Genomic DNA, 23,535 nt, shown 5'->3' with positions numbered 1-23,535 from the left:
GTATCCGTACCTGGCGACTTCGATTCCGCCATCGAGGCCGCGTTCGCACTTTTGCGCAGGTCGTCCATGTAAGACGCTCCGGTTCGCCATCCTGGCGCAGAACGTCCTTCGTCGTATCGACCGCTGCCGAGGGAAGTCGATACCGCCGCATCGCCAGGCCGACCAAAATAGCAGTGGCCAGGCGCGCAATATTCGAGCTATGCGCGTTGTAGGATCGAGCGGCGAGAGTGCTAGCACTTCCCTTTCGCGAGGCGCATAAAAAAACGCCGAGGGAAAACCCCTCGGCGTTTTTCGTTTCTTCATCGTGTCGCGGCGGACGATTACTCGTCCAGCTGCTTGATCGCTTCCGGCAGCTTTTCGTCGACCAAGCCGAGGACGCCGCGGCCGCCGTTCAGACGGTCGGCGACGTCGAACTGCAGGTTTTCCGGGAGCGAGTCCCAGTACTTGATCATTTCGGCCTTCGGCAGTTCGGTCAGCGGACGAATCAAGCGGAAGCCGACGCAGGTCGAAGGATACTCGGTGAACCACCACGGGCTGAGCGGGATGTTCGGATCCGAGCCTTTCCAATCATCGTCATGCGAGCCGAGCTTGGAAGTGACTTCGCAATTTTCAGCGTCGTCATCCCACGAACCACCCTTCGAGCAAAGCGGGAACGGCTTGGTCGGCCACTGGATCGCTTCGGCGACAGTAACCGTCTTGCCGGCCAGCGCTGCGGGCGCTTCTTCGGAATAGGCGTCGAGCACCCATTCCCAAACGTTGCCGTTCATATCGTACAGGCCATACTGGTTCGGCTTCTGTTCGCCCACTTTGTGCTGAGCGCCATCCGAGTTTTCGGCGTACCACGCGTAGTCGCCGATCTTGTCGGCGTCGCCAAACGAATAGGGACCAGCCACGCCGCCCGAGGCCGCATGTTCCCATTCGGCTTCGCTCGGCAGACGATACTGCTTGCCGCTGACGCCGCTGATCCACTTGCTGTACTGCATCGCCGAGTACTGCGTCATGGTGACGGCCGCTTGCTCCGGATCTTCGCCGTTTTCGTAGGTGAAGGTCGGTTCATACAGCGGGGTCGGAATGGTGATCGCGTCGATCTTGTTATCGTCAGTGACCAGGCGAACGCCGTTCCCTTCGAGCTGCTTGAACAAGTCATAGAGTCGCATGAACTCTTTGTACTGCGCCCAGTTCGTTTCGGTCTTCTGCATCCAGAACGGTTCGACCTTCACGGTATAGGCCGAGGCGCCTTCTCCCATCACCCGCTTGCCGCCGGGGACCGGGACCATCGACAACTGGACTTCAGTGCCGGGGATGGTGATTTCGTAGGGGACCATGAAGCCGCCGTCGATTTCGACATACGGTCCTTCGGCCGGCTTGGTCTTCGAGATGCCGAGCGTTTCGGCAGCCGCTGCGGTCGAAACGGCCATCAGCAGCGCGATTAAACAGGCAGACGCAATACGCATGAATCTCAGTTCCGGTTGAGAGTGAACAATTCGCCTTGGTACGTAGACGGGCCCCACAAGGGTCGCCCAAGCCCTTCATTTTACACTACGACGGTTCGACGAACGACCGACGCCTTGCCGCAAGATTTGCAAAATTGCGCCTCGATAGCGGCTATTTCGCGCCCTCTCGGCAAATAATTGCGCGGTTTGGGGAGCAGTCCCCCAAGTCGGCTTCCGCCGGAAAAGGCTAGTTGGGATTGCTGGTTTCGAGATCAATCTCGATCACGTTGTGGTTCGCCGCCACGACTCGCCAGTCGGCGACCACGACGCCGACCTGCGGAGCGAACATGTCGCAGGTCAGCCAGGTCGGCGCCGCAACGATCGTCCCGCGGAAGACCAACCCATCGCCGACGTTCAATTTGCGGACCAGCGAAAGCGGAATCTCGTCCCCAATCCGCAACCCGACCGGCTGCACAAACAAGTTGCGCCGCGGCATCGGTTCGTAAACGAGCGTTTCGTTGTTGCCGAACATCGGAGCGTATTTGTGCTCCATCGCAATCTGCGTTCGCCCGGTCCAGGAAACGTTGATCAGCACTTCGTCACATTTGAAGTTGCGCACCCCAGCGGTGAACTCCACTTCGCGTCCCACCAACGAGTTGGCGATCTGTTGCAGCTTGATCGCTTCGTCATGGTAGAGATACGGATTCGGCTTATAGGTGGCCAGCGTCGCGGCCAACTGTCCAAACTGATAGAGCTCATCGACATCGACCAATTCGACCTCGGGATCAGGCTGGGCGGCCGACAGCGGAGCGACGCCCAAACCAACGGCGACGAAGACGGCGAGCAATGCAAAGCGAGACATGGTTCTACTTTCGGTGGGCGACGACATGAATGCGCAGTTTCCCCTAGGGGGTCCTCTAACATAGGTTACGCCCTGCCGGCGAAACGAAAAATCAAATTCCGCCGCTGTCGAACTCCCCGACAGGACTGTCGTTTCTTTCGACAACCAATACCGACAGCCACGAGCGCGGTATGAATATATAGAGGCTAACTCGAGCTTCGCCCCCTTTGTAACGAATATCCGGCCTGGCGCGGCAATTGCAGTTACAGACTGGTTGGCTTGCATCCCCGGCGCTACACAATGGAGAACCTCATGTCGCTAAACCCCCTGGCTGGTCGCAAGTTTCTGGCCGCGGCCTTACCGCTGCTAATCGTCACGCTGACGTTTGGTCCACCGAGCGCAGTAACGGCCGCGGACGCCGACTACGACGCCGTCGTCGCCAACGGGGTGAAATACCTCGCCAGCAAACAAGCGGCCGATGGTTCCTATAGTTCGCAAATCGGGATCGGCCCAACCGCTCTGGCGACGCTCGCGCTGCTGGAACATGGCCGCGGCGTCAGCGATCCAGCCGTCGCCAAGAGTCTCGCTTATCTCGAAAAAGCGGTTCGCGACGACGGAGGCGTTTACGCCGCGAACGGTCGGCTGAAGAACTACGAAACCTGCATCGCCCTGATGTGCTTCAACAAGGCGAACAAAGATGGCAAGTACGACGAGATCGTGAAGAACGCCGAGAAGTTCGTCCGCGGAGTGCAGATCACCGACACCGACGGCATCGGCGAAGAAGACATGAACTACGGCGGCTCCGGCTACAGCGGCAAGACTCGCCCTGACCTGTCGAACACCGCGTTCCTGGTCGACGCGCTCGTTTCGAGCGGCGCCAAGGAAGATGACGAAGCGATTCAAAAGGCGCTGATCTTCGTCAGCCGCTGCCAGAACCTTGAAAGCAAGTACAACACCACCAAGTTCGCCGGCAAGGTGAACGACGGCGGCTTCTACTACACCCCGGCCGTCAGCGGCGATCAAGGGGATCGCGGCACGCCGGACGGCGGACTGCGCAGCTACGGGTCGATGGGTTACGCCGGGCTGAAGAGCATGGTCTACGCCGGCGTCGACAAGAACGATCCGCGGGTCCAAGCGGTGCTGGAATACGTGAAGAAGAACTTCGACGTCTCGGCCAATCCCGGCATGGGACAAGCCGGCGTCTTCTACTACTACCAAACCTTCGCCAAGGCGCTCGACGCGTTTGGCGAACCGACCATCACCGACGCCGCCGGCGTCGCTCATGACTGGCGAAAAGAGCTGATCGCCGAACTGGCCAAACGCCAGCAGGCCGACGGCTCGTGGGCCAATAGCAACACCCAGTGGATGGAAGGAGACGCCAACCTGGCGACTTCGTTCGCCCTGCTGGCCCTGGCCGATTGCCAGGCCAAATAACGCGCTGCCCCAAGCTGACGTTGCAGAAGAGCACGACGAGTTCCGCTCGCCGTGCTTTTTTGTGCGCAGTGCGTTCCGTCTCTCCCTCCCATTAGTAGCCCGAAGCGCAAGCGAGGGAAATGCGTTCGGCAAAGTCGATACGAGACCGTCGCTTCCAAACGCTTCTCTACTTGGCGTTTGCTTGCGTTCGCATTTCCCTCGCTTGCGCTTCGGGCTACTATCGGCCCATTCGAAAAAGAAGAAGGCCCTCGTCGAGGCAGTGACTTGGGCCTTCTCTCGCATGGTTCGCCGAGGCGAACTTCCGCCTTCTTCATTCTGTTGAGCTATTCGGAGGGACTTGGAGTTCCTTTGATAGAAAATGGTCTGACTCCGAAGGTTTCGATTACTACGGCGTAAAGTGCGGGTATTACGAACAGCGTCAGCAGCGTCGCCACCATCAAGCCGTAAATCATCAGCCAGGCCATCCCTTCCCAGAGCGGTCCGCCGGCCAGCGCCAGCGGGAACAAACCGCCGACCGTCGTCGCCGTGGTCAAGAAGATCGGCATCAAACGTTGACGCCCCGCTTCGACCAGCGCCGCCCGGAACTCCGGCTTCGTTAAACCGAGGATCGGCCCGTCGCCGTTTCCTTTTTCTGCGCGTTCCCGCAGAACGATGTCAGCGAACTCCATGTAGATGATGCCGGCGTTCAGCACGATGCCGAACAGCGACAACACCCCGAGCTGCGGCATAAAGCCGAGCGGATTCGACGTCACCCACAACCCGAAGATCGAGCCGATCATCGCCAGCGGCAAGGTCGCAACGATCACCAACATCTTCGAGAGACTGTTGAACTGAACGATCAGCAGCAGGATGATCACCACGAACGACAGCCCGAACGATTTGAGCATCTTCCCTTGGGCCTTCAGCGACTCTTCCATGGCGCCGCCGATCTCCACCCGAAAGCCCGGCGGCAAATGGGCCTGCAACTCTTGCATCTCCGGCGAGTTCATCACTCGCATCGTGATGTCGTTTCCGGAGGCGCCCGGTTCGACCCGCGAGCGGACTTCGATCGTTCGGTTCATGTCGCGACGATCGATGATCGCCGGCTCCCAGGTCGCGGCGACGCTCGCCACCGCTGAGAGCGGAACCTTGCCGATATCCCCTTCGACGTAGGCCGACTCTATATCGGCGATCGAACGCCGCCCTTCCGGTTGCAGCCGGAAATAGACCGGCACCTGGTGATCCCCTTCGCGGAAGGTAGTGAGCAAGCGTCCCGAGTAGTAGGCGTTCAGCGTTTCGGCGATCTGCGAATTGCCGACCTGCGACAAGCTCGCCTTGTCGGGATCGACGTTGACCCGCAACTGGTACCCTTCGACGCCCCACGAGTCGTTCACGTCCCACGTCTCCGGCTGCGCTTCGACCATCGCTTTCACGCGATCGGCGGCCGCATGCAAACGATTCATATCGGCGAACCCATCGCCGACGACGCGCATCACCACCGGATCGGCCGGCGGACCGAGGAACATTTCGATCGGCACCACCCGAGCGCCGGCGATCGGCTGAAGTCCCAGCGATTCATCTCCCTCTCGCGCGACCGCTCGCAACTTTTCGGCGAACTCATGCGTTCGTTTGCCGTCGGTGGTGTGGACCAGGATCTCGGCGTAGTTCGGTTTCCGCGGCTCCGGCTCCCACGAGAGATACCAGCGCGAACCGCCGCCGCCGACCAGCGTTCGCATTGCAGCCAGGCGCTGTCGCTCGTTCCCTTCGTCATCCACATACGGCGAAAGTTTGCGGATCATCCCTTCGACCTGCTTGGCGACGGCGTCGGTCTGTTCGATCGTCGCGATCTCCGGCAGCCAGACTTCGACGACAAACTGATCGCGTTCGGTCAGCGGGAAGAACTCGCTCCCGACCGGCAGACGCATCGCCAAGATCAGCACCAAAACCGACAGCCCGATCGTGGCGAACTTGTACCGCAGCGCGAATCGGCCGAGCCAAGCGTAAGTCTCGTAAATGAAGCCATGCCCTTCGGAGTGGGGCTTCCCTCCCTTGCGGAACCGCTTCGCACACCAGGCCATCAGCCACGGAATCGGCGCGGTCGGGTTATTCAGATCTTTCGGCGCCCGGATGAACGCGGCGGCCAGGATCACGCAGAAGGTCATCGCCAAGATCCAGCTGATCCCCAGCATCACCGACAACGTGATCGGTAAGCCGTAGATGAACTCGCGGTTGGCGCCGTCCAGCGCGATCAGCATCGGCACGAAGGCCGCGATCGTCGTCAACGTTCCGTTCAGCATCGACGCGCCAAGCATCTGGGCGCCGGAGACCGCCGCCTCGACCGGCGACATCCCGGCCATTTGATTGGTGCGGGCCTGATCGCAGATCTGCACCGCATTGTCGACCAACAGGCCGAGCGCGATGATCATCGACGCCAGCGACATCTGCTCCAGCTGCACGTTAAACAGCGTGATCACGCCGATCGACGACAGCACGACGAACGGAATGTTGGCCGCCATCACCGCGGCGGTCCGGAAACCGACCACCAGGTAGACCACGACGATCACGATCAGGATCGCTTCGATAATATTGACGATCACGTCGCGGATACGTCCTTTGACGCTGTCCGACTGGTCCGAGATAATCGTCACGCCGAGATCGGGCGGCAACAGGCCGGCGACATTCTGCATCTGATCGACCTTCGCTTTGGCCGAGTCGCAGATGTCGATGATGTTCGAGCCTGACTTCATCGTCACCGCCACGACCACCGCCGTCTGCTCCAGCTCGGTATCGCCGTAACGGCAGATCCGCGGAGGAGGATCGATATAGTCGCGCCGCACGCTCATCCCCAGGCTATCGAGATAGACATGGTTGGCGGCGCTGTCGGTCGGCGAAAGAGCGGCGATGATCGAGTCAAGCTCTTGCACCGCGTCAAATTCGCCCCCCGGCTTCACGTAGAAACGGCCGTCATCGGCGTCAATCGTTCCGCCGGGGGCGACGATATTGCGGGCAGCCACCAGCTGCATGAGCTGCGTCGAAGTAAGTCCCAACTTCGACCAGGTGCCCGCATCGGTTTCGATATAAATCGCTTCGTCCAAAACGCCAAAGCGATCGACCTTGGCGACGCCGGGCAGCAAACGCAACTCGTCGCGGATCTGCTCGGAATAGATATCCAAGTCGCGCGGCGTGTAGGCGTAGGCCGGATCGATTTCGGTCGCGCCGTCGAGCGGCTTTTGATGGACCGCGAACAAAATGATGTTGGTGTCGGTGAACTCGTCGTTGACGAACGGCTCGATGTTCGGTTCCGGCATCTGGACGTTGCGAACGCGGGCGCGGACCTTGTCCCAGATGTCGTCGACCTTGCTGCTGGGGAGCGAATCTTCCAGCTCGACGAAGATCGTCGACAGCCCGTTGCTCGAAGTCGAGCGAATCAGCTTCACCTCTTCGAGGCCGTCGATCGCTTCTTCCAGCGGATCAGTAATCAGCTCTTCGACCTTCTGCGCCGACGCGCCGCTCCACTGCGTGGCGACGACGCAAACCTTGATCGTGAACTCCGGATCTTCGCGGCGGGGCATCGTCATGAAGCTGACGATCCCCCAGATGACCGTCATCAGCACGATCGACACGACCACCGTCGGCCGCTTGATGGCGAATTCAGGTAGATAGTTCACTCGGCGGCTCCTGGCTTTTTGATGACGACGATCTCATCCCCGTCGACCAGATAATGGGTCCCTTCGACGACCAACTCGGCGCCAGACGCCAACGCGCCCGGCTCTTCCGGTTCGATCCGCTGCAGCGCGGCGTCCGAACGCAACGTCTCATCGGCCGTAGCGATCGTCACCAGAACCTTGCGCGCGATCAGACGATCCGGATTGCTGCGATCGACGACGAAGACCGCCGCCTGATCGCCGGCATGGCGGATCGCCTTCATCGGGACGTAAAGCCCCGCTTCGTTCGATTCGTCCGACAGTTCGACCCGAACCAGATCGCCCGGCCGCAGCAGCCAACCGCCGCGATCGTAAAGGAGCTTGTCGCCGTTCCAATCGTCCGGCTTTTGCCCTTCGACAATCAACTTACCGGCGATCAGGTCGCGTTCGGGGTCAAAGTTTTGATCGCTTTGAATCGTGACCGGCACAAAGTGCCAATTCCCCAGAAACGGAACGCTGACCGGTTGGGCGGCGACGCGGATCTTCTCGACGGTCAGCACTCGATTCTTGTTGTCGGAGATTTCTCCCATGTGCCGATTGGTCGCCTTCCAGACGAAGGCGCCTTGCGCGTCATGATGGATCGACTCCTCTTCGACGAAGAGCCGCTTGTCGCCGCTTAAGATCGGGCCGATGTTCATTGGCCAGAGATCAACCGTTCGCGCGACCGGGTGTCCTTGCAGTTCCGTTGGCGGCGCCATCTGCACTTCTTCGTTCCGCGCCAGCAGTTTTACGGTGAAGGTGCGGGTCTGCGGATCGGCGACAGCGTCGGTCAGATAGACGAAGCCGCAGAGATCTTTTCGCTGCTGCGCCGGATTGATGGTGTAAACGCGAAGCGAGTCCCCATGCTGGAACTTGCGCGACGCCGCGGCGGAAAGTTCAAACTCGACCGAGACCGGATCCATCAGTTGCACCGTGACGACCGGATCGCCGGCCGCGACGTAGCTGCCAGGCAAGACGTGAGTCTTGGCGACTTGTCCCCGGAATGAGCTGTAGAGGACGGCGTCTTTCAGATTTCGCTCGGCGTCGGCCAATTGTTGTTCGGCTTGCAGCGTTTGCGCTTCGAGCGAACGGAGTTCGGCATGACGCGCGGCGAGTTCCGCTTTCGAGCGGGCCAGATTCGCTTCGGCGGTCGCCATATTGGTAGTCGCCTGATCGAGATTCGCCTGCGTGCTGGCCGACTTGTCGAACAGCTTCTGCGTGCGGGCTAGTTCGATCTCGGCCAGTTTCTTTTCCGCTTCGACGGCGGCGATGCTGGCCGGAATCCGCTGCTCGATGTCGACCTGCACCGCGTCAATCTGACGACGGCTCACCTCAACGGCGGCCTTAGCCGATTCGACCGCAATCCGCAGTCGCTCGTCGTCCAGTCGCGCCAGAGGGGTTCCCTCCGACAACAAATGGGTCTCCCCATTCTGGGCGACGATCCGCCCTTCGATCTGTTCGTTCGGCTCGATTACCTGGCTGACTCGGCCAGGGACCTCGAAGCCAATTTGCTCCGTTTTCCAAGAAACGACCGATCCGGTTACCTCCGAAGCGACCCCAGGACGCGTTGTAGTCAGGGTCATGGTCGAGACCGGCCGCGGCGGCTTGCGGACTTCGACCGCTTCCGGCTGCTGCGAACAGCCGAAAACTCCGCCGACCAAGAGGCCAGCAACAGCGACGAAAGCCGGTAAATGCGATAAAATGCGGGTAAAGGCCATAACGACGCCTTAGTTTGCATCCAAACTTGCCGAAAAGTAAACCGATCGGTATAGTTTAGACGTTCACCCCAAAAAGTAAACCCCAAGGTGTAAGTTTGTCTCTCGAGCTCCCTGCGGAAACCCGTCTGACTGATCGAAAGCGCGCGGCGATCGTGGCCGCGGCGGTGAAAGAATTCGAGGCCTGCGGCTTCGATAACACCAGCATGAACAAGATCGCCGAGACGGCCGAAGTGAGCAAACGGACGGTCTACAACCACTTTGAGAGCAAGGACGCCCTCTTCCTGGCGATCGTCCAGGAACTGCTCGACGCGACCGAAAAGATGCCTGACTTCGACTACCAGGCCGACCGTTCGCTGGTCGACCAGCTGACCGAAAAGGCGCATCGGGTTACCGAACTGTTCACTTCCGACAGCTTCCAGGGTTTGGTCCGCGTCACGCTCTCCCGCTTCCTGATGGCGCCGGAACTGGCGCAGCAGACGATCGGCGATCAAAAGCGGTTCCGCGTCCGCCTGGTCCGTTGGCTGGAAGAAGCGGTCGCCGACGGCAAGCTGAAGATCGACGACTGCGAATTCGCCGCCGCCCAGTTCTGCGGGCTGCTGCAAACGTTCACCTTCTGGCCGCAAGCGGTCGGACTCGAGCCGCAACCTTCGCCAGAAGTGCGGAAGCGCGTGATCGACTCGACCGTCGAGATGTTCCTGAGCCGCTATGCCGTGTAGCGAGACGACCTAGGCGGGTGCTACGATGTCGGCGGCGAACTTTCCCCGTCGACACCTCTAGGAACCGTCCGTTGTCTGAACCTGCTACCTACTTTCTGATGGTCGAACTGAAACCGACCGCCGACAGCGCCTTCAATCCGGAAGAAGTCTCCGGCATCTTCACCCACTGCTTCGTCCCCAGCGGCAACTTCTACGAAGCGGTCACGATGTTCGAGAACGCCGTCGCCGAGCAGAACCTCGAGTTGGTCAACATCGAGTGGTGCTTACTGTACGACTCGTTCGACTGGACCCCGGAAGATCAAACGGTCCACGCCAAACTCCGCCAGAAAGCGATTCGCACTGGGGAAGTTTGCTTTGGGGACATGGTGACGTGGAATGATGAGGAGGATGACGAGGACGACGAATAGAGTCGCTCTTTACGCGCGAGACGCATTCCATCGTTACGGGAAGGAACAGCATGTCGACAAACATCTTCGGCCGGACAACCCGAGAAGAAACGACATCCCACCAGGGAAAGTTTCACTGTCCAACCTGTCGAAAGAATACGACCTACGTGGAGTGTCGGAGTAAAACCTACTACTACCTCTTTGACTTCCCGATCGCAAGTCGAGAAGCGGAGACCGGCATCCGTTGCCTCGAGTGCGGAGACAAGTACGACTACAGCGCAATCACCGACTTCCAAGATCAACTCGAGAAATGGCGCTGTCCGAAATGTGATCGCAAATGGCCGATCACCAACGTCCGCTGCGCCATTTGCCGAGTGCGTCCGGATGGTTCGCCGGGTTAGCGGACTCTGAACTAATTGCGGCCGCATTCCCTTGCTTGCGCTGCGGGCTAGTGTTTGAACGTTTGCGACTGCGGGGCGTTAGACCATGCCCCACTTCTTCCGCAGGTACCATTCGCCCCCCAGCAATGCGACGACCAGGATCAGATTGAGCCATGCGTCGCGGGTCGACTCGGGCCAGGTCCATTTGGTTTGGACTTCGATTTCGGTTTCCGGCGGCGACTTCTTCACCATTTCGATCAGTTCCGGCAATTGCTCCGCCGCCCAAGCCCGACCGCCGGCCGCGGAAGTGATGGCGGCGAGACTCGCCATTTGCGACGGCTTGGCCGAGGGGTCGGCCAGTTCCAGATCTTGATCGGCGACGAAGAATCGGCCAGTTCCGGTTCCAAGCGTCTTGCCGTCGCGCAGCGCCGTCACTTCGATCAAGTAGTCGCCGGCGGCGTCTCCCGTTTCGACCGTCCCGACCACTCCTTCGTCTCCCGGCGAGAGACGAAGATTGCTTTTGCTGCCGTCCGGTGCGATCAGCGACGCCTGAAAGGTGGCGTCGGCGATCACGTCGCCGGCCGCGTCACGCGCGCCGGCGTTGAACGTAAACTGCGACTGCGGCGGAAAGCGGCGCTGCGGCAGTTCGACATAAACGTCGCGGCGTTCCAGTTCTTCCTTCTTCGCGAGCCACAGAATCGCTTGTCGCCAGAATCGCTTGTGCAGATCAGCTTTACCGAACATCGCCCATTGCCACGTTCCATCAACGCCGAAGGCCAACACGCGACCAAGTCCATATTCGCCGGCGACCAGGATCGGCACGTTCCGGTCGCTTTCGAGCAAAACCTGGGCCCGCGGCTTCACTCCTTCAAAGTGATTGGCGCCATGCATCGGCGGCAGCGATCGCCACGCTTCGTCATTGTCGGTGATGGCGGCGATCGTCGTCAGATAGTGCGGCTTGGTCGGTCGCAGCGGGAGCTTCCCGTTGACGTGCAAGTCTTCTCGAATCGGCGCGTCGAAGTCCTGCCCTTCAAACCGATTTATCGTGATCGGCAGCACGTCAGCCAGCGGGGTTCGCTGATAACGCCCGGCGCCAAACGTATGAAAGCCCCCCTGCATCATCAACCCTTTTCCCTCTTCGACCTGCTTCGCCAATAGCGTCCAGGTTTCGTCCGTGAGGGCCGAGGAATCAAGGTCGCCGATCAGAAAGACGTCGTACTTCCCCTCTTCAATTTGCTTGGTCAGGTCGATCGGCCATTGCTTGCGGCGGCGACGATCGATCCACTGGAAGTCGATCTGCATGTCGGCCGACGTGGCGACTGCGCGGCGAAGGAACTTTTGCTCAAAGCGATCAAGGACGCGACCTTCGAGGTACAACACCTTCAGTCCGCCCGAGAGTACGTTCAGGTAAGCGTCGAGCCGATTGTTCTTCGTGATTAATTCGCCCTCTTGCGGCTCGACCGCCACGGTCAGCTTGTACTGTCCGGGCGTTTGCGGCGTGTAGCGAAAACCGACGTCGACCGTCTCTTGATCTTTGCTTGTCTGGATCCGCTTCGTGTCGATGACGGTCGCTTCTCCCTTTTCGTTTTCCAGAATCAACTGAACCGGAACCGGGCGATTCGCCATCCCTTGAATATGAACCGCTGCCTGAACGACCAGTTCGTTCTTCACAAAGACGGTGAACTGATCGGCCAGCGTTTTGACCGCCACATCGCGGGCCTGCGAAGGATCGATCGCCTGACCGAAGGTAAGCGTATGGAGCGGCACATCCAAGCGAGCCAGGTCGCGAGCCGCACGTTGCAGTTCAACCCGCGGGGTAAACACACGCTGGGCGCCGTCGGACAGCAGCACGACGCCGGCCAGTTTCTTGCCGGCCATCTGCCGCAGCACGTCATCCAGCGACGAACCGATATCGGTAAACCGCCCATCCGCTTTCGGCGGGAAGGTGATCTTCCCACGCTCAAACGCGGCCCGTTCCGCATGCGAGTCAAACGAGTAGACGGCGACTTCGATGTTCTGACCGAGCGAAGCCAGATCGGACTGCACGCCCTTCAGCGCATCTTTCACCGCTTCATAGCGCGTCTCCCCGCCGGATGAATCGGGGATCGACATGCTTTGACTGACGTCGAACAGCACGACCAGCGTCGCCGTTTGCGGACGGGTGGTCGTCGTCAACCAAGTGGGACGGAGCATCGTCAGCACGAGAAGCAGGATGGCGCCGAAGCGGAGCAGCGCGATCAGCCCGCGGCGACGTTCCGTGCTTGCGGCAAACGACGGAGCAATCGCCAACAGCGCGACCAGCACCACCGCCGTGATAAACACGACCGTCAAACTGTCGAACGTCGGTTGCAGGTACCAGCCAGACATCGCTACGCCTCCTGCCGATAGAAGCGTTGCGACAAGGCGAACTCCATCGCCAAGATCAGCGCGACCAGCAAGATCAGCGGCGAGAAGAACTCACGCCCGACGCGAGCCTTGCCCTGTTCGCGTTCGATCTCGCTCTGCTCTTTGGCGAGCTGATAGCGATCGGCGCCGAAGATCTCGTTCAACTGCTCCGGCGGCAAGGGAGAAAGCTGCGTCGCATACGGCGGCAAGTTGACGCTGAACCCCAGCGCCGGTCCGCCGCCAAGCGGGCGAAGTCGATAGGTGCCGATCTGATCGGTGAACGGAATCAAGATCAAGCCGCGATCAGGAATCACCTCTTGCGGATCGCCACCGCGCGGCGTGAACAGCAAGTGGGTTTCTTCCGCTTGCTGCGGACCGGTCAGCAGCGAAGCTCGTTCGCCGACAAAATAGTTGAGTCGCTCTTCGCCGCTCCGGACCAGGTACCGCGCCATCTGATTCGACAGCACGAAGAAGGGCCACGAGTCGAAGCCGGTGAACAAGTTGTTCCAAGCCGGATCTTCATCCGATGCGATCGACGTGGTGAAGGTCAGCACCAGCCCTTCCCCGACCCGCTGTTCGATCAAGGTCGGCATCCCGTTGCTGTACGGAATGACGACGTTGGCGTCCGGCTCCAGTTCCGACAGCGACCAATGGCGATCAATCGGGAAGTTGCGCCACGGCACGCTATCGCCGATCTCACGGAACGGCGCGAGCAAGCTGTGCTGATAGTCTTTCGGCTCCAGATACCAGAGCCGTTCGCCGGCACGCCACTGCCGGGCCAGTTTCCCTGGCAACAACTTCTGCGGCTCTTCGGCGTTCATCTTGTCGAGCGACGCATTCGGCCCCAGGAAGATCGCGAGTCCCCCGCCCCGCTCGACGTAGTGATCAAGGTTTCGCCAGGAGTTGGTTGAATAGGAGCCTGGATCGATCAGCACCACGCCACGGTAAGCGTCCAGCTCTTGCCGCTCCAGCATGTCGGGCGTCACCACATCGACGGCGAACGGAGCGCGACCCGACTCCTGAAACGCCGGCGGAGCGATCGCGTTGATCAGATCGCGCGACGCGCCCGGCTTCGGCTCCACGATGAGCAGCGGCCACGGCTCGCGGACTTCCAGCGTAAACCAACGTTTGTCGTCGGCGTCGAGACCATCGGCCGCCGCCAGACTGACCCAGCCATGATGCACCCCGACCGGCAAGTCGGCCAGGCGAAACTGCACCGACATCGTTTGGCCGTCGGAGAGTTGCAGATTACGACGATCACGGCGGTCCGCCTTTGGCAGAATCAGCTTGCCATCTTCGACAATCGGCAACGCGTTATCGAGTTGCTCCAGATACAGCTCCAGCGTCTGCGATGTTTCCGGCCCGTCATGCGCCACTTCCACTTGCAGCAGCACGTCGCTATTTTTCGAAACGCTATCGGCCGACAGTTGCAAATCGGCGACGGCCGTGTTGCGAACCTCCGCCGCACTAACGTCGATCAAGTAAAGCGGATAGTCAGGATGCTCGGCCAGCTTCTTTTTCAAGTCGCTCAGCGTCGCGTCTTTCCAGGCAGGCTCACTCAAATCGGTAAAGACGTAAATCTCTTTCCGCTTCTTCTCGCTTGAGTCGGCCAGATCAATCGCCTGGGAGACGATGCGGTCCATGCTTTCGCCGCCGGCGGAAACTTCCAGCCGCTGAATCGCTTGCCGCGCGGCGCCGATATCGGCGGCAAAGATCGAAGCTCCGCTGCGACGATCGGCGACTGCCACTTCGCTCTCCGGCGGCAATTGCCCCGTCAGCCAGATCGCAATCTCTTGCGCTTTCTCGAGCCGCGTCTGGTTCTCATGTTGATAGAGCAGTCGGGGCGCTGTGTCGAAGACGAAGACCGCCGAGACCGGCGCCTCTTGATCTCCCAGCGAACCGCCCCCGCCGGCCGATAATGCCATCGGCGTGACGATCCCCAGACCAATCAGCAGCGCAATCGCCAATCCGGTCATCCCCATCGCCAGACCGCGACTGGCGCCGACCGTCCAGGTCGCCAACGCAATGATCCCGGCGATCGCCGCGCCAAACGCCAAGAGACCAACCAAGACCCAACTGCTGACCGAAGCGGAACTGACGCTCGGCCGAGCAAGGGCCAGCACCAACAGTAAAATCGCCACGCAGCGAAGGAAAAGCAGAATCCAATGCTTCAGTTCAAGCCGGCGTTGGTTTTGCACCTGACGCGCACGGACGAACCGCAAAGCGGGAAACTCGATCTTCTTCGGCTGCTGCCGCATCACCAGATGCAACAGAATCGGCACCGCGATCAGCAGTCCGCCGGCGAGCAAACTGAGGTTGGCCAACTGCATGGCTTAGAACCTCGTTCGGCGGTTGATCAGGTATTCGGTCAGCGCCTTATCAAACGGCATGCTGGTATCGAGCTCGACGTAGTCGACCCCGGCCTTTGAGGCGTCGCGGCGATATCGCTCGCGAAACGCTTCGACCTCTTTGCGATAGTCGGCCCGATAGCTGCCGGCGTCGAGCTTGAGCGTCTCTTTCGACTCCGGATCTTCCAATTCGACCATCCCGTCAAACGGAAACGTCACTTCCGCTTCGTCCAGAACGTGAAACAGAATGACGTCATGCTGCCGATGCCGCAGTTGGTAGAGCGCCTTGAAAACCTCATCCGGATCGGAGAGCAAATCGCTGAAGATCATCACCACGCTGCGGTGCTTGAGCATCGCGGCGAGTTGCGACAAGCTGTGGGCGATGTCGGTTTCGCCGGTCGGCTGCAAGTTGGCGAGCAGCGACAACACGTCTCCCAGATGTTTCCGCTTTGACTTCGGGGGGAGACTTTGGCGGATCTTCGTATCGAAGGTGACCAGGCCGACCGGGTCTTGCTGATGAATCATCAAATAGCAAAGGGCCGCGGCCAGCGAGATCGAGTAGTCGAACTTGGTCATCTCCTGGCGATAGGTGTAGCCCATCGACTTCGAGAGATCCATCGCCAGGTAGCCGGTGATGTTCGTTTCGGCTTCAAACTTCTTGATGTAGTAGCGATCGGTCTTGGCGTAGACGAGCCAATCGATGTCTTTCGGGTCGTCCCCTTGTTCGTAGCGACGATGCTCGCTGAACTCGACCGAGAAACCGTGATAGGGACTCGCGTGCAACCCTTGAAAGAATCCCCGCACGACGAACTGAGCGCGCAAGTCGAGCCGCGCAATCTGGCGGATGACTTCCGGCTTTAAGTAGCTCTCGACGGTCGACATGGGATTCTAAGGGGAACGATGAAGGATGGGCTTCACACTAGCCCGCAGCGCAAGCGAGGGAATGCGTCAGGCGAAATGACGAATGTCGAAACCAGAATGTCGAATGAAGGAGGTTTCGTCATTCGAGCTTCGACATTCGTCATTTTGCTTGCACCCCCATTCCCTCGCTTGCGCTGCGGGCTAGTGTAATGTTGGATCGTCAGGCCGAGGCCTGACCTACCTACTTCTCAAACTTCTCCACTTCCGGCTCGGGGATTTCTTTCAGCAGTTTGCGGATGACGTCTTCGTTGGTCATCCCTTCGGCTTGGGCTTGGAAGTTGGTGCTGATGCGGTGACGCAACACCGGGATCGCGATCTTCTTGACGTCTTCAATTGCGACCGAAAAACGTCCTTCCATCGCCGCGATCGCCTTGCCGCCGTTGATCAGGTTTTGACCGGCACGGGGACCAGCTCCCCAGTCGACCAGCTCTTTGACGAACTTCGGCGTGTCGGGATCTTTCGGCCGCGTCGCGCGGACCAGGCGCGCCACGTACTTCACCACGTATTCGCTCACGGCGACTGACTGGACCAGCTTTTGAATATTGAGAATCGCACGGGCCGAGAAGATCTTGCGAACTTCGACCTTCTCTTGCCGCGTGGTGGTCGACAAGATCCGCTCTTCTTCGTTGAGAGTCGGATAGCCGATGATGATGTTGAACATGAACCGGTCGAGCTGCGCTTCCGGCAGCGGATAGGTCCCTTCCTGTTCGATCGGGTTTTGCGTGGCGATCGTAAAGAAGGGATCCGGCAGGTCGTACGTTTCTCGGCCGACGGTCACTTCCCGTTCCTGCATCGCCTGCAACAACGAGGCTTGCGTCTTGGGAGGCGTACGGTTGATTTCGTCCGCCAACAGAATGTTGGTGAAGACCGGCCCTTCGACAAAGCGAAAGTTGCGGCGACCGTTCTCGTCTTCTTCCAGCACGTTGGTGCCGGTGATGTCGGACGGCATCAAGTCCGGCGTGAACTGCACGCGTTTGAACTGCATGTCGAGCACGCGGGCCAAGGTGCTGACCATCAAGGTCTTGGCCAGCCCCGGCACCCCTTCCAACAAGCAATGTCCGCGAGTAAAGATGGCGGCGAACAACTGCTCAATGACTTCTTCCTGACCGACGATGACCTTCTGCAACTCTTGCTGCATCACGAGCCGTTGTTGCTTAAACTCTTGTAGTACTTCGCCAAGGTTGCGGGTTTTTGCCACGAAGCGATCCTCTACTGGGCTGAAATCACTGGCCGGCTTGGTTGGTTGTCGAGACGATGCCGATTTGGCGGAGAGCGAATGGAAATTGCAATTTTGTCGCCCCCAAGCGCCGAATGGCTCTAAAATATGGGGAAGCGTCCAGACAGCGTGATTTTAGGAATCCAAGCCGCCGGCGGCAACGTGTACGGGCGCTTCAATATCTGCGTTAACTATTGAAAAGTTAGATATTTATGTCGACCAACAATCGCGACGCAGCTAGCCTGTTTTCGATCTCTGGAAAGCTTACGCAGCTTGCCTATGCACCCTTGGCGATTGTGACGATTGCGGCGACTTTATCGATCGGCTTGCCATCGGCCGCCGCACAAAACCCACGCCGCGGCGGACAGCCGGTCACTCCGCAGCTGGTCAACGAGTCGATCACCCGCGGCATCAACTTCCTCCGCAAGCAGCAACAACCGGATGGCGGCTGGGCCGAATACCCCGGCCAACCGGGCGGCGTCACCAGTTTGGTGATGTTGGCGATGATCGAAAGCGGCGTCGATCCGGACGATCCCGCGATCGCCAAAGCGCTGCAATACCTCGAAACGAAAATCGGCCAGCCGGAAAACACTTACGCCCTCAGCCTGCAGATCATGGCCTATGGCCTGGCCGATCCGATCGGCCGTAAAGCGAGTATCGTCGCGAACGCCCAAAAGCTCGCCGGAATTCAAATTCGCGGGGGGGAACGGAGCGGCATGTGGACCTATGGCGATCCGCGCGGCATGGGGGGCGGCGATAACTCGAACACGCAGTTCGCCATTTTGGCCCTCGACGAAGCGGCCCACGTGGGGGCGAAAGTCGACGATCCGACGTGGCGCGTGTCGCACGACTACTGGGAAAAAGCGCAGAATCCCAACGGCTCTTGGGGCTATCTCCCCAATTCGCCGGGACGCGGCAGCATGACGGCCGCCGGGATCTCGTCATTGATCATCACCACCAAGCGACTGGCCGAAGGGGACGCCGAGGTCAACGGCGAGTCGATCGCCTGCTGCGGGCAGCAAACGCCGAATGAAGCGATCGAAGATGGCTACTCGTGGCTCGGCCGCAACTTCACCGTCTACACGAACCCAGCCGACGGGGGCGATTCGCTCAACCTGCTGTACTATCTCTACGCGGTCGAACGCGTGGGACGCTTGGGCGGTCGCCGCTTTATCGGCGATCACGATTGGTATCGCGAAGGCGCCGAAATGCTGGTCAACAACCAGGACTCGCTCAGCGGTTCGTGGCGCGGCACCGGTCAGGCCGAAGTCTCGCACCCGGCGGTCGCCACTTCGCTGGCCCTCCTCTTTTTGGCGAAGGGTCGCCGACCAGTGCTGATCGCCAAATACAAGCACGGCGCCAGCGGCCCGCGTAACGTGATCAGCCATGACTGGAATCGTCATCGCAGCGACATCGCCAACCTGACCCACTTCGTCGAGCCGCGGTGGGGGAACAAGCGGATGACCTGGCAAGTGGTCGATGCCGCCCATGCGACGACCGAAGACCTGTTGCAAACGCCCGTCTTGTGGATCAGCGGCAGCGACGGTTTGAAGCTGACGCCGGAACAGGAAAAGAGCTTGAAGTTGTATATCGAGCAAGGAGGTTTCGTCTTCGCCGAAGCGGCTTGCGGCGGCGCCAAGTTTGACGCCGACTTCCGCGCCCTGATGAAACGCCTCTTTCCCGAAGCGCCGCTCCGACTTCTTCCGCCGGATCATCCAATCTGGTTCGCCGAAGCGCCGATCGAAGCGCAGTACGCCAAGCCGCTGCTGGGGATCGACGCTTGCTGCCGCACCAGCGTCGTCTACTGCCCCGAAGATCTCGGCTGCTTTTGGGAATTGAACCGGAGCGAAGCGGTCACGAAATATCCAGCGAAGGTCCGGGCGAAGATTGAAGCCGGCAGCCTGATCGGCGCCAATGTGTTGGCCTACGCGACCGGTCGCAAGCTGAAAGATAAGCTGCAGGAAGTCGAAATCGACGACTCGCTTGGCGTCGAAGATGGCCAGTCGCGTAACACGTTGATCGTCGCCAAGGTGCAACATACCGGCGGCGCCGACGACGCCCCGGCGGCGCTGGGCAACATGGTGAAAGTGGCGGGGCGTCAGCTCGACTTCCGCTTCGACGCATCGCCTCATCTGGTTCCGCCGAGCTACGAAAAGCTGTACGAGTTCCCGATCCTCTTCATGCATGGTCGCCGCGACTTCAAGTTCTCGGCGAAAGAGCGAACCGCGCTGGCCGAACATCTTTCGCGCGGCGGATTCCTGTTCGCCGATTCGATCTGCGCCAGCGTGCCGTTCACAACGGCGTTTCGTCGCGAGATGAAGATGATGTTCCCCGACGCCGAGCTGAAAGAGATTCCGCTCGATCACCCGATCTACTCCGATGCGTACAACGGCTTCGACATCACCACCGTCACGGTCAACGATCCGCAAGAGCGTCAGGAAGGGGAAGGCCTGCAAGCGACGCAATCACGTCAGGTGCCGAAGCTGGAAGGACTCTGGCTCGAAGATCGCCTGGTCGTCGTCTTCTCGCCGCTCGACCTGAGCTGCGCGATGGAGAACGGTTCGTCGCTACAGTGCAAAGGATACGTCCGCGAAGACGCCGCCCGGATCGCAGCGAACATCTTGCTGTTTGCGATGCAGCAGTAGAGCCCGAACGAATCCGACACTAGCCCGAGGCGCGAGCCGAGGGAATGCGTCGGGCTGAATGACGAATGTCGAAACCAGAATGTCGAATCAGAGAGGTTTCGTCATTCGAGCTTCGACATTCGTCATTTACTTGCGGCCGCATTCCCTTGCTTGCGCTGCGGGCTAGTAAAGAGAAATGCGGTCGGAACGTTCGCCGAAACATGCTAGATTAAAGGGAAAGCCTTGATCCAGCAGCTGGAGCGAACACGCGCATGTACCATGAGTCGGATAGCGGCCGCAAAACGATGGGAGACGTCGACGTCGTCTATCACGACGGGGTCTACCACCTGTTTCATCTCGTCCTGCCGAATCACGACTTTATCGCCCATGCGGTCAGCGATGACGGCCTGGCGTGGCATCGGGTCGAAAACGCTCTCTTCATCGGCCATCCCGGCGCGTGGGACGATTCGATGCTCTGGACGATGCACGTTTCGCCGAATCCGTACAAGCCGGGCTCGTGGCGGATGTTCTACACCGGCCTTTCGCAGCACGATAACGGCCTCGTACAGCGACTCGGCATGGCGACCAGCGACGACTTGTATCAATGGGTCAAAGCGCCGGTCCGCTGGGTGAATCAATGCAAGCGCTGCCGCGTGACCAATGCGCCGGCCAGTCTGGTCAACGCGCCGTATGACGAAGAGAGCCACTTCCCGCTTGAGTCGCCGGCGCCTTACTACGAAAGCAAACTCTCCGAAGGTCGCCGCTGGATCAGCTGGCGCGATCCGTTTTACTATCACGACGAGGGACGGGGCTGGCTGTTGGCTGCGGCTCGCGTTCCTGATGGTCCCGTCTGCCGCCGCGGCTGCGTTTCGCTGCTGGAAGAAGTGGCGGAGAATCAATTCGAATCGCATCCGAGTCTCTTTCATCCTGGGCTCTACGACGACATCGAAGTTCCCAACCTGATGAAACTGCGCGGCGAACGCTACCTGATCGGCAGCATTCGGGAAGATGCGAAGATTCGGTATTGGCACGCGGCCGATCTCGAAAAGCCGTGGGCGAACTTTTTCGACAACGTGCTGCTGCCGAAGGGAAACTACGCCGGGCGAATCTGCTTCGACGATCATGGCCCGATGATCTGGAATTTCTACTCGCACGACATCACGCGGCGCACGGTGAAAAACCTGTTGCCCCCGCCCAAACGGATTCGGCAGTTGTCCGATGGACAATTGCAGGTCGCGTCGTTCGAGGGCTTTGATCAACAGATCAAGTCGGACGCGACCCCCGAGGTCTTCCAGATCTCGAAAATGCTGACCGACAAGGATGGTTCGGCCGAGGTGAATCATGACGCCGGCTCGATTCGCCTTCGCAACGACTACGGGTTCCAAGCGTTTCTCTTCGGCGCGACGGTCAACTGTTTTCGCTTTCGAGCGCGGCTCGACATGCAAGGAAACGGCAAGTGCGGGCTCGTCTTCCGGATCGATCCCGAGTCGCAGGACGGCTACTTCCTATCGCTCGATATGTATCGAGGCGTCGCCCAATTGCGGTCGTGGCGAACCGATAATTCCGCCACCGGCGAGCATATGATGAGTTTCGATACGCTCCAGGCCGGCTACTGGAGAAGCCGTTTGGATCGTCCGTGCGAAATTCGCCTGGTCGCTTACGGAAGCTATATCGAGTTTTCAATCGATCACCGCATCGTGATTTCCCTGGCCGATCAAACTTTTTCGGAAGGAAAAATCGGCATCTACGTCGAAAGCGCTTGCCTGGACATCGATCAGATTCACCTCGAGCAGATGCAACGACCAGTGACGGCCGACGAAACGCTGGCGCAGTGAGCTTAATTTCGCCATTCTTCCTTGCGTTCGGCTCCCCGCTATTTGCGGCAGTTCCACAAAGTTTCGCTCAAACCCCTCGTCCAGACCGGTCGCAACTAGACTGGTCGATACGTCAGGAGGTAAACTGTCGCTAGCCGGGGTTTACCTTTGAGGAGGGACGCGGACGACCCGCTTGTCTCTATACATCTATGACGCAGATTCTTGTCGTTGACGACGATCGAGCCGTAGCGCGCTTAGTCCAGCGTTGCTTTGAAGGTAGCGACGTTGAAGTTTTAACCTCGCAGCGCGCCGACGAGGTCATTCCCCTGATCGAGAAACACACGATCGACGTGCTGTTGCTCGACATCATGCTTCCCGAGATCAGCGGTCTCGACTTGGCGCGGCAGATTCGCAAGATCGATTCCAAGCTGCCGATCATTTTCGTCACCGGTCGCGACGACAGCGAGACGACGATCGAAGCGATGAAGCTGGGCGCTTACGATTACCTGGTCAAGCCGCTCGACGTCGGCATGGTGCAGGAGCTGGTCGAACGGGCGATCGAAAACCGCCGCTTGATGCATGAGCCGGTCGTGCTGACGCCGCAGCAAGCGGACGACCACGAAAGCGGCGATCTCTTGGTCGGCCGTAGCCCGCAGATGCTGGCCGTCTACAAAGAAGTGGGCCGCGTCGCCGCCCAGAATGTGAACGTGCTGATCCGCGGCGAAAGCGGGAGCGGTAAAGAGCTGATCGCTCGCGCGATTTACCAGCACAGCAATCGAAACAACCAGCCGTTTTTGGCGGTCAACTGCGCCGCGCTGAGCGAAACGCTGCTGGAAAGCGAACTGTTCGGTCACGAGAAAGGCGCCTTCACCGGGGCCGACTCGCGCCGCATCGGTAAGTTCGAGCAATGCAACGGCGGCACGATCTTCCTGGACGAAGTAGGCGACATGTCGCTGACGATTCAGGCCAAGGTCCTCCGGCTGTTGCAGGACCAACGGTTTGAGCGGCTCGGCGGGACCGAAACGATCACGACCGACGTTCGGATCATCTCGGCGACCAATCGCGACCTGGAAGAAATGATCGCCGACGGCGACTTCCGCTTGGACTTGTTCCATCGGCTAAAGTCGTTCGAGATCGCGATTCCGCCGCTTCGCGATCGGGACGGCGACCTCGAGCAACTGGTCCAATACTTCCTGAAGCAGTTCAATAGGCAGTTGGGGAAAGAGATCACCGGCCTGTCCGCCGAATCGTTGGCTCGCTTGAAAGCGTACGACTGGCCCGGCAACATTCGTGAGCTGCAAGGGGTGCTGCGCAAGTCAATGTTGATGGCGACGTCGACCGTGCTCGCTCCGGAATGGCTGCCGCCCGAATTGTTCGGCGGACCGACTCCATCGCGCAGCAGCGAGTCGCACGGCAGCAACGAGGATGCGTTCGACATATTCCTGGCACAGCTTGAATCGCGCGGCTCAGAAGATATGTACGCCGAATCGCTTGAGTGGATGGAGCAGCGATTGCTCTCGTTCGTTCTCGACAAGACCGGCGGCAATCAGTCGAAGGCGGCCGCGCTGCTCGGAATTACTCGCGGCAGCCTTCGTCACAAGATGCGGGCGCTCGGCATCACCGTCGAACAAGTGGTGAAAGGGGACGACTAACCTCG

Annotated in this window: 15 protein-coding genes; 7 read left to right on the top strand and 8 right to left on the bottom strand. The window is 59.7% G+C overall.

What is annotated here, in order from left to right; all coding sequences use genetic code 11:
* Positions 1–320: 320 nt before the first annotated feature.
* Both LOC68_RS18850 and LOC68_RS18845 read right to left on the bottom strand, forming a co-directional pair.
* Positions 321–1,454: a formylglycine-generating enzyme family protein gene (locus LOC68_RS18850; RefSeq protein ID WP_230221616.1), complete on the bottom strand. Its 1,134-nt coding sequence runs from the start codon at positions 1,452–1,454 to the stop codon at positions 321–323.
* A gap of 226 nt (positions 1,455–1,680) precedes the next feature.
* Entirely contained in the window at positions 1,681–2,295 is a 615-nt protein-coding gene (locus tag LOC68_RS18845) for a hypothetical protein (protein ID WP_230221614.1), read from the bottom strand.
* A gap of 291 nt (positions 2,296–2,586) precedes the next feature.
* Here LOC68_RS18845 and LOC68_RS18840 point away from each other — a divergent pair, with 291 nt between their 5' ends.
* Positions 2,587–3,708 (top strand): prenyltransferase/squalene oxidase repeat-containing protein, encoded by a 1,122-nt coding sequence (locus tag LOC68_RS18840; RefSeq protein WP_230221612.1) that lies wholly within the window; start codon positions 2,587–2,589, stop codon positions 3,706–3,708.
* A 323-nt stretch (positions 3,709–4,031) separates the two neighbouring features.
* On the opposite strand, the gene LOC68_RS18835 is transcribed toward LOC68_RS18840, so the two are convergent.
* Positions 4,032–7,355, bottom strand: coding sequence for an efflux RND transporter permease subunit (locus LOC68_RS18835; protein ID WP_230221610.1), 3,324 nt, complete (start codon positions 7,353–7,355; stop codon positions 4,032–4,034).
* Positions 7,352–9,088, bottom strand: coding sequence for an HlyD family secretion protein (locus LOC68_RS18830; RefSeq protein WP_230221608.1), 1,737 nt, complete (start codon positions 9,086–9,088; stop codon positions 7,352–7,354). Before LOC68_RS18830 ends, LOC68_RS18835 begins: the two co-directional genes overlap by 4 nt.
* A gap of 95 nt (positions 9,089–9,183) precedes the next feature.
* Here LOC68_RS18830 and LOC68_RS18825 point away from each other — a divergent pair, with 95 nt between their 5' ends.
* From LOC68_RS18825 to LOC68_RS18815, 3 genes are all read left to right on the top strand, one after another.
* The gene (locus tag LOC68_RS18825; protein WP_230221607.1) at positions 9,184–9,804 is read left to right on the top strand and encodes a TetR/AcrR family transcriptional regulator; all 621 of its coding nucleotides are present in this window, start codon (positions 9,184–9,186) and stop codon (positions 9,802–9,804) included.
* Between the two features lie 71 nt (positions 9,805–9,875).
* The gene (locus LOC68_RS18820; RefSeq protein ID WP_230221605.1) at positions 9,876–10,211 is read left to right on the top strand and encodes a hypothetical protein; all 336 of its coding nucleotides are present in this window, start codon (positions 9,876–9,878) and stop codon (positions 10,209–10,211) included.
* A 146-nt stretch (positions 10,212–10,357) separates the two neighbouring features.
* Positions 10,358–10,591 carry a hypothetical protein gene (locus LOC68_RS18815; protein WP_230221603.1) on the top strand — a complete coding sequence of 78 codons (234 nt, stop codon included), beginning with the start codon at positions 10,358–10,360 and terminating at the stop codon, positions 10,589–10,591.
* Between the two features lie 78 nt (positions 10,592–10,669).
* Here LOC68_RS18815 and LOC68_RS18810 read toward each other — a convergent pair whose 3' ends face one another.
* The 4 genes from LOC68_RS18810 to LOC68_RS18795 form a co-directional block, all read right to left on the bottom strand.
* Entirely contained in the window at positions 10,670–12,937 is a 2,268-nt protein-coding gene (locus LOC68_RS18810; RefSeq protein WP_230221602.1) for a glutamine amidotransferase, read from the bottom strand.
* A 2-nt stretch (positions 12,938–12,939) separates the two neighbouring features.
* On the bottom strand, positions 12,940–15,285 hold the full coding sequence (locus LOC68_RS18805; RefSeq protein ID WP_230221600.1) for a BatA domain-containing protein: 2,346 nt from the start codon (positions 15,283–15,285) through the stop codon (positions 12,940–12,942).
* A gap of 3 nt (positions 15,286–15,288) precedes the next feature.
* Positions 15,289–16,185 (bottom strand): DUF58 domain-containing protein, encoded by an 897-nt coding sequence (locus LOC68_RS18800; RefSeq protein WP_230221598.1) that lies wholly within the window; start codon positions 16,183–16,185, stop codon positions 15,289–15,291.
* Positions 16,186–16,405: 220 nt separating this feature from the next.
* Positions 16,406–17,362: an AAA family ATPase gene (locus LOC68_RS18795; protein ID WP_230225167.1), complete on the bottom strand. Its 957-nt coding sequence runs from the start codon at positions 17,360–17,362 to the stop codon at positions 16,406–16,408.
* 290 nt (positions 17,363–17,652) lie between these two features.
* On the opposite strand from LOC68_RS18795, the gene LOC68_RS18790 reads away from it, so the two are divergent.
* The 3 genes from LOC68_RS18790 (at position 17,653) to LOC68_RS18780 (ending at position 23,530) form a co-directional block, all read left to right on the top strand.
* A complete protein-coding gene (locus tag LOC68_RS18790; protein ID WP_230221596.1) occupies positions 17,653–20,085 on the top strand; it encodes a DUF4159 domain-containing protein in 2,433 nt (810 codons plus the stop codon).
* Positions 20,086–20,336: 251 nt separating this feature from the next.
* On the top strand, positions 20,337–21,899 hold the full coding sequence (locus LOC68_RS18785) for a glycosyl hydrolase (protein ID WP_230221594.1): 1,563 nt from the start codon (positions 20,337–20,339) through the stop codon (positions 21,897–21,899).
* A gap of 188 nt (positions 21,900–22,087) precedes the next feature.
* A complete protein-coding gene (locus LOC68_RS18780; protein ID WP_230221592.1) occupies positions 22,088–23,530 on the top strand; it encodes a sigma-54-dependent transcriptional regulator in 1,443 nt (480 codons plus the stop codon).
* The last annotated feature ends 5 nt before the right edge of the window (positions 23,531–23,535 follow it).

The organism is Blastopirellula sediminis, assembly GCF_020966755.1.
GTDB classification, from domain to species: Bacteria; Planctomycetota; Planctomycetia; order Pirellulales; family Pirellulaceae; genus Blastopirellula; species Blastopirellula sediminis.
Note: the sequence above shows the minus strand (reverse complement) of the source record. Positions and strands in the feature narration are given on the sequence as shown.